This is a genomic window from Halodesulfovibrio sp. MK-HDV, from assembly GCF_009914765.1.
Classification (GTDB): Bacteria; Desulfobacterota; Desulfovibrionia; order Desulfovibrionales; family Desulfovibrionaceae; genus Halodesulfovibrio.
Genome location: NZ_WYDS01000030.1, coordinates 21,783 through 27,782, shown reverse-complemented (window position 1 = coordinate 27,782; position 6,000 = coordinate 21,783). Strand labels below are relative to the sequence as shown.

General features: G+C 45.4%; 5 protein-coding genes. All 5 read left to right on the top strand.

The genetic code is table 11. From position 1 onward, the window contains the following. Positions 1-1,350: 1,350 nt before the first annotated feature. The 5 genes from MKHDV_RS17555 (at position 1,351) to MKHDV_RS17535 (ending at position 5,959) form a co-directional block, all read left to right on the top strand. Positions 1,351-2,460 (top strand): iron ABC transporter substrate-binding protein, encoded by a 1,110-nt coding sequence (locus MKHDV_RS17555; RefSeq protein WP_160717655.1) that lies wholly within the window; start codon positions 1,351-1,353, stop codon positions 2,458-2,460. A 1-nt stretch (position 2,461) separates the two neighbouring features. Further along, the gene (locus MKHDV_RS17550; RefSeq protein ID WP_160717653.1) at positions 2,462-3,532 is read left to right on the top strand and encodes an iron ABC transporter permease; all 1,071 of its coding nucleotides are present in this window, start codon (positions 2,462-2,464) and stop codon (positions 3,530-3,532) included. Continuing rightward, the gene (locus MKHDV_RS17545) at positions 3,529-4,284 is read left to right on the top strand and encodes an ABC transporter ATP-binding protein (protein ID WP_160717651.1); all 756 of its coding nucleotides are present in this window, start codon (positions 3,529-3,531) and stop codon (positions 4,282-4,284) included. Before MKHDV_RS17550 ends, MKHDV_RS17545 begins: the two co-directional genes overlap by 4 nt. A gap of 23 nt (positions 4,285-4,307) precedes the next feature. Continuing rightward, positions 4,308-4,916 (top strand): FmdE family protein, encoded by a 609-nt coding sequence (locus MKHDV_RS17540; protein WP_254060515.1) that lies wholly within the window; start codon positions 4,308-4,310, stop codon positions 4,914-4,916. A 188-nt stretch (positions 4,917-5,104) separates the two neighbouring features. Continuing rightward, entirely contained in the window at positions 5,105-5,959 is an 855-nt protein-coding gene (locus MKHDV_RS17535; RefSeq protein WP_160717647.1) for an alpha/beta fold hydrolase, read from the top strand. The last annotated feature ends 41 nt before the right edge of the window (positions 5,960-6,000 follow it).

The window sequence follows — 6,000 nt, the reverse complement described above, 5'->3', positions numbered from 1 at the left end:
TCAAGCCAACCATCGCCGATGATACTGCAGGGGAGCCTGTGGGAAAGTAGGTCGCTGCCAAGATTTATTTCAAAAAGCCCGTTAGCTTTATAGCTAACGGGCTTTTTCTGTTTGTATAGCTCAACCTGCTTTCCCACAGGCGATAAGAGCCACGGCGAAGCCGAAGAGCGCCCATCGGGCGCGAGGTTTGGTCTAAGGCGGTACGCCGCCAGCCAAACTATTTTATGAAGTCAAAAAGTGTCCATGACTGTAGAGCGGGGCTTGGTTGATTCTTTGCCTTTCTCTTTGCTTTATTCTCCGCATTTCTTGTATTGAATAGGCAGTTGGGCTCTGACAATTGCATTTCCAGTTCTTTGGATTAAGAAGAAATTGTTTACGTTGAGTTGTACAAAAGCCGTCTATCTTAGGGTAGACGGCTTTTGCTGTTTTTATCTGGCTAGTAATGTCTGCTGTTCTTTTTGCTTTTGATATTCCTGTTGTTTTGACTGATACCAAATCCCAAGCTTTTCCTTTCCACGCTCCCGCGGGGGGACGGGAGATGCTAGCGCAGATCTAGCTTTGCATAAGCCATCCGTACTGCTCGTTCCTCGCCAACGGCTGCCGCTACCTTTCCATTCCCTCTGCGCTTTAACACGTGATGCCATGCGTCCTCTTTCTGAGACTATTCACGGAATGATCACGGTGGTGAAGCATTTTTCCCAGTGCCATATTGCGCACTAAAAACAATGCCGTGAATAATCCCAGAAACGCAATATTTGGGAGAGTCGTAGAAGTGGGTGTCATCAGGGATGGTAGAGTGTTTCCTTTAATGAGGGAGATGAACTCACCAGTTAACATAACCATTTTTAGTTCTTTCCAGCTAACGGCTGCCGCTACCTGTCCATTCCCCGATCGTCCTCTTTCCGTCATGATTCTCGGAATATTCACGGTGACTCAGAACAAGTTTACTTTGCATGCTCAGGTACGAAAAACAATGCTGAGAATAATGACTCCAACTCGAAGGAGTGAAGTGAATGGAATGTGCCCTTTCTGTTTGACTATTCACGAAATAATTATGACGGAGCAGTATTTTTCCTAGTGGGGTACTGAGCATTAAAAACAATGCCGTGGATAATCTCAGAAACGCAGAGTGAGGGAGGGGGGCAGAAGTCATGTGGTATCCGTGATGACGAATTGGTGTTATCTCGTATCATCTGAAGTGGCAGCAAGAACTTTCATTTTAACTGCACGATTTCTTTATGTTACTTGACGAGGGTTGAAGCTTTGTCTACGCTTGTCGTGTTACGAATTGTTTTTTAGTAACAATATGTGAGTTTTCATTTGAATTTTGTATGCAGCAAAAGGTGAGTAATGAAAATACTGATACATAGTCTTATTTTTTCTTTGATGTTGATATCTTCCGCTTCGGGAAAAGAATCAACTCGGCAGATAGTGGATGCCTTGGGAAGAACTGTCGAAATACCAGTAAATAATGAGCGTGTAATCTGTTCCGGTTCCGGTTGCCTGCGTTTGCTGACCTATCTTCAAGCACAATCTATGGCTGTAGCTGTAGACGATATAGAACCACGAAAGCGCAGGTATGAGGCTCGTCCATATGCTCTGGCTAACCCGCATTTTAAGACTATGCCGATCTTTGGGGGATATCGCGGACATGATAACCCGGAGCTCATTCTGGCGTTGGAGCCGCAGCCTCAGGTTATTTTCAAAACGTATGCTTCCAGTATGGGATTTCCTCCTGAAGACTTACAAAATAAAACAGGTATTCCTGTAGTAACACTTGATTACGGTAACCTTGGGAAAAAACGTACTCAGCTGTATCAATCTCTTCGTACTATGGCAGATGTTATTGGCAAGCAGAAACGCGCGGAGGAGGTCATAGCATTCATTGAAAGCCAGATTGATGATCTCAACAAGCGGACAGCAGATATTCCTGAACAAGAACGTCCTTCTGTATTTGTTGGTGGTGTAGCCTTTAAAGGACCGCATGGGTATCAGTCGACAGAGCCCGCGTATCCGCCGTTCGAGTTTGTAAATGCGAATAACCTTGCAGGCAATGCAGGTGGTGTCGGCAAAGAGTTACAGCACTCTGCTATATCAAAAGAGAAAATCCTTGAGTGGGATCCGGAAATTATTTTCCTCGATCTTTCAACCCTGCAGATGGGAGATGAGGCAGGTGGTTTGTATGAACTGCGTACTGATCCATCATATCGTGCTCTGAATGCTGTTAAGGAAGGCAAAGTGTACGGCCTGCTGCCATATAACTGGTACGCAAAAAACTATGGCTCCATCCTTGCGAACGCATTTTATGTTGGAAAACTGCTGTATCCAGAACGTTTTGTCGATGTGGACTCAGCGGTAAAAGCTGACGAAATATACAGGTTTTTAGTAGGGAAAGATATTTTCAACGATATGAATACAATTTTCCACGGCATGGCCTACAAACCTGTTCTGGTGAATTAGCATGCACTTTTTAGAAGGACAGGTGCCTGTTGCGTATAATCACTATATTGGTAGGAAGGTGACGCTGGTTGTAACCTCTGTTGGCTTGTTGGTGATGACATTTGTTATTGCCATTTCTATGGGAGTCGCAAACATATCCATAGCAGAGGTTGCGAGTAGTCTATTAGGAGGGGATGTCGCCCGCAGGGTGGACATTATTATCTGGAACATCCGACTTCCTCAGGCCCTCACAGCCGTTGTTGCGGGAGGCGGGCTGGCAGTTTCAGGAGTTGTAATGCAGTCAATCTTACGCAACCCGCTGGGGTCACCTTTTACACTGGGGATCTCTCATGCGGCTGCGTTTGGGGCTGCTTTTTCTGTAATGGTGCTGAATGGCGGCATTATGGGATCAACTAATGCAGATGCTGTCACTATTACCAATCCATACATAACCACTTTTTGTGCTTTTCTTTTTAGTTTGCTTGCTGCCAGTGTTGTAATAGTCGTTTCCCGCTTACGCGGAGCAACTTCTGAAGTTATGATTCTGACCGGTGTCGCTATGGGGGCGCTGTTTACTGCAGGCACAATGTTTCTGCAATTTTTTGCAGATGATGTGCAACTGGCTGCAATAGTTTTCTGGACGTTTGGCGACACAGCTCGCGCAACGTGGTCTTCCTTGGCTGCCATTTCTCTTTTTGTTGCAGCGGCGTCCGCTTATTTTATAGTAAGCAGCTGGAACTATAATGCCATTGATGCAGGTGACGAAACCGCCATGAGTCTCGGGGTGCGTGTTGACCGTGTGCGTATCGTAGGAATGGTGCTGTCATCAATGCTTACGGCAATGATCATTTCTTTTCTGGGCATTATCGGTTTTGTAGGTCTTGTGGTGCCTCATATGGTACGGCGTGTTATTGGCTCAGACCATCGTTTTTTACTTCCGGCATCCATTCTCATCGGTGGCTTGCTGCTTCTTGTCTCTGATACAATGGCGAGGCTTGTCCTTGCGCCGCATTTATTGCCTGTTTCCGTACTAACGGCTTTTATGGGAGCTCCGGTCTTTTTGTATTTGATCATCAGGGGGCAGCACCGATGATTCTTTCTATTTCTGACGTTAATTTTAGATATGAGAATAACTCTGTGCTTTCTGACGTAGATTTTCAGTTGGCTGGTGGGGAATTGTTGGCAATCCTCGGCCCCAATGGAGTAGGCAAGACGACACTGCTTAAGTGCATTAATGCAATTCACCGTCCGCACGCTGGGATGGTTATGGTGGAAAATCGTAATGTGCTTGTGATGCGTCCTGATGAGGTTGCATTATGCGTCGGATACGTAGCCCAGAAGAACGAAACAGCTCAGTTGACGGTGTTCGACGCGGTACTTATGGGGCGGAAGCCTCATATTCGTTGGAAAGCAAGCGAGCGTGATTTAAAAATTGTAGATTCCGTTATTCAGCGGCTTGGTATGCATAAGCTCTTGATGAGATATCTTGATCAGTTAAGTGGTGGAGAATTGCAAAAAGTCGCCATAGCCCGTGCTATGGTGCAGGAGCCTCGGTTGTTGCTTCTAGATGAGCCGACCAGTTCTCTCGATTTGAAGAGTCAGATTGATATTCTCAGTATGCTTCGCCATGTAGTGAATGATCATAACATTGGGGCGGTAATGACAATGCATGATCTGAACCTTGCCTTACGTTATGCTGATAATGTGTTGTTTCTTAAGAACGGGGGCATTTATTTTTTAGGTTCGACTAATAACGTGACACCGGAGGTGATTGAACATGTGTATGGTCTACCCGTTACCATGCATGTTGTGCAGGGGCACCCCGTGGTTGTGCCGACGAGTTAAACATTGAAACAGGGAGGATGACGGTGACCTGCTTTTTTACTGAAAAAACTATTGAAGATGTCATTGCTTTTCATGGACATAGTTGTCCCGGTCTGGCGATAGGTATACGAGTTTCCGAGTTAGCTTTACGTGAACTTGGTGATCCAAACAGTGTCCAAATGGTTGCAGTGTCGGAAACGGATATGTGCGGGGTGGATGCTATTCAGTTTCTTACAGGGTGTACCTACGGAAAAGGAAATTTTGTACACCGGGATTATGGAAAGATGGCCTTTTCGTTTTTTGACAGACTTTCCGGAAGAGGCTTTAGGGCGTTGCTGAATCCCGAAGCAGGTGACGGTGTGTGGAGGCAGCTGAACGCTCTTATGGAGGGTGAGGATGATAACTCTGGGGAAGTTTATCAGCAACGCATTGATCAGCTACGGCGGCAGTGGCAAGAACAGCTTATGAGTCTTACGTTAGAAGAGGTGTTTAACATTACACCGTTGAATAATGGAATGCCACGTCCCGCAGTGGTGTTGAAGAATGTAGTTTGTGAATGTTGTGGTGAATCAGTAATGGAGTCCCGTATCCGTCGTTTTAGCGGTAAGTTCGTTTGTATTCCGTGCTTTGCAACAATGGAACAAAAAGTATGACGGGGCTGAAGTCGTGTTGTTTCGCTTTGGGGAGCTGAAAGGTTATGTTTTCAAAAGCGTAAAGACTCATATGCATCGGCCTGTTGACTGTACTATGTTTAGTGAGCCAATGGCAATTTAAGGTGTCGATGGAGTTTGTTTGTTACTTGCATTAGCTAATCTGATTGGATGTTATCAGGGAGTAATGAATGTTTCACCCAAAGAACTTTGTGCTGATTCATGGTGCTTGGCATGATCACCATGCGTGGGATTTTGTCGTTCCATTCCTTGAAGATGCAGGCTACTTGGCAACAGCATTGGATCTTCCCGGTGCTGGTGCAACTGCGAAGTATCCGTCTTCATATTTACGTCGCCCGTTTGATTTAGAGGCCTTTACAGCGGAGCACTCTCCCAATGCTAATGTGACGCAGGAGGAAAGGACTGACGCAGTGATCACAGCTGTTCGTGAGCTAAATGCGAGGAGTAGTTCTAAGGCCGTTCTTGTTGGGCATTCATTAGGTGGCTTGACTGTTTCCCATGTTGCTGAGGCAATTTCTGATGAACTTTCAGCAGTGGTGTATTGTTCAGCACTTATGCTGCCGTCGAACATGTTGCATACTCAGATGAATGCACATGAGACTATGAGTGGAAGATTAACACCGAATCTTGAGATCGGTGATCCTGTTAAGACGGGTGTAATGCGGTTTAATCCAAAGTCAGATGATCCTAATTACCGAGCCTTGGTTAAGGCAGCATTTTATGCCGATGTTACCGAAGAGAGGTTTCAATTGGCGCTGAGTTATCTGATTCCTGATGAACCTGCTCAGGTTACAACCATTCCATCTCCCATTACGAAGAAAAATTTTGGAAGAATTTCGCGATACTATATTCAGTGCACTCAAGATAACGCTATTCCTTTGGCTGCACAGCAGGAAATGGTTAGTTTAGTAGATGCAGATATGAATAACGCAACCACCGTCCATTCCTTGGAGTCCAGTCATTCTCCTTTCTTTTCACATCCAGAAGAATTTGCTCAAATTCTCAAAGAGATTGCGGAGTCGTAATTTTACGGGATAAGTGTTCCTCTTTGTTTTTCAGTTTTTAC

Bases quoted from the DNA above. Each gene is read 5' to 3' on its own strand.
- MKHDV_RS17550 (WP_160717653.1), top strand. From the start codon at position 2,462: ATGCACTTTTTAGAAGGACAGGTGCCTGTTGCGTATAATCACTATATT.
- MKHDV_RS17545 (WP_160717651.1), top strand. From the start codon at position 3,529: ATGATTCTTTCTATTTCTGACGTTAATTTTAGATATGAGAATAACTCT.
- MKHDV_RS17535 (WP_160717647.1), top strand. From the start codon at position 5,105: ATGTTTCACCCAAAGAACTTTGTGCTGATTCATGGTGCTTGGCATGAT.
- MKHDV_RS17555 (WP_160717655.1), top strand. From the start codon at position 1,351: ATGAAAATACTGATACATAGTCTTATTTTTTCTTTGATGTTGATATCT.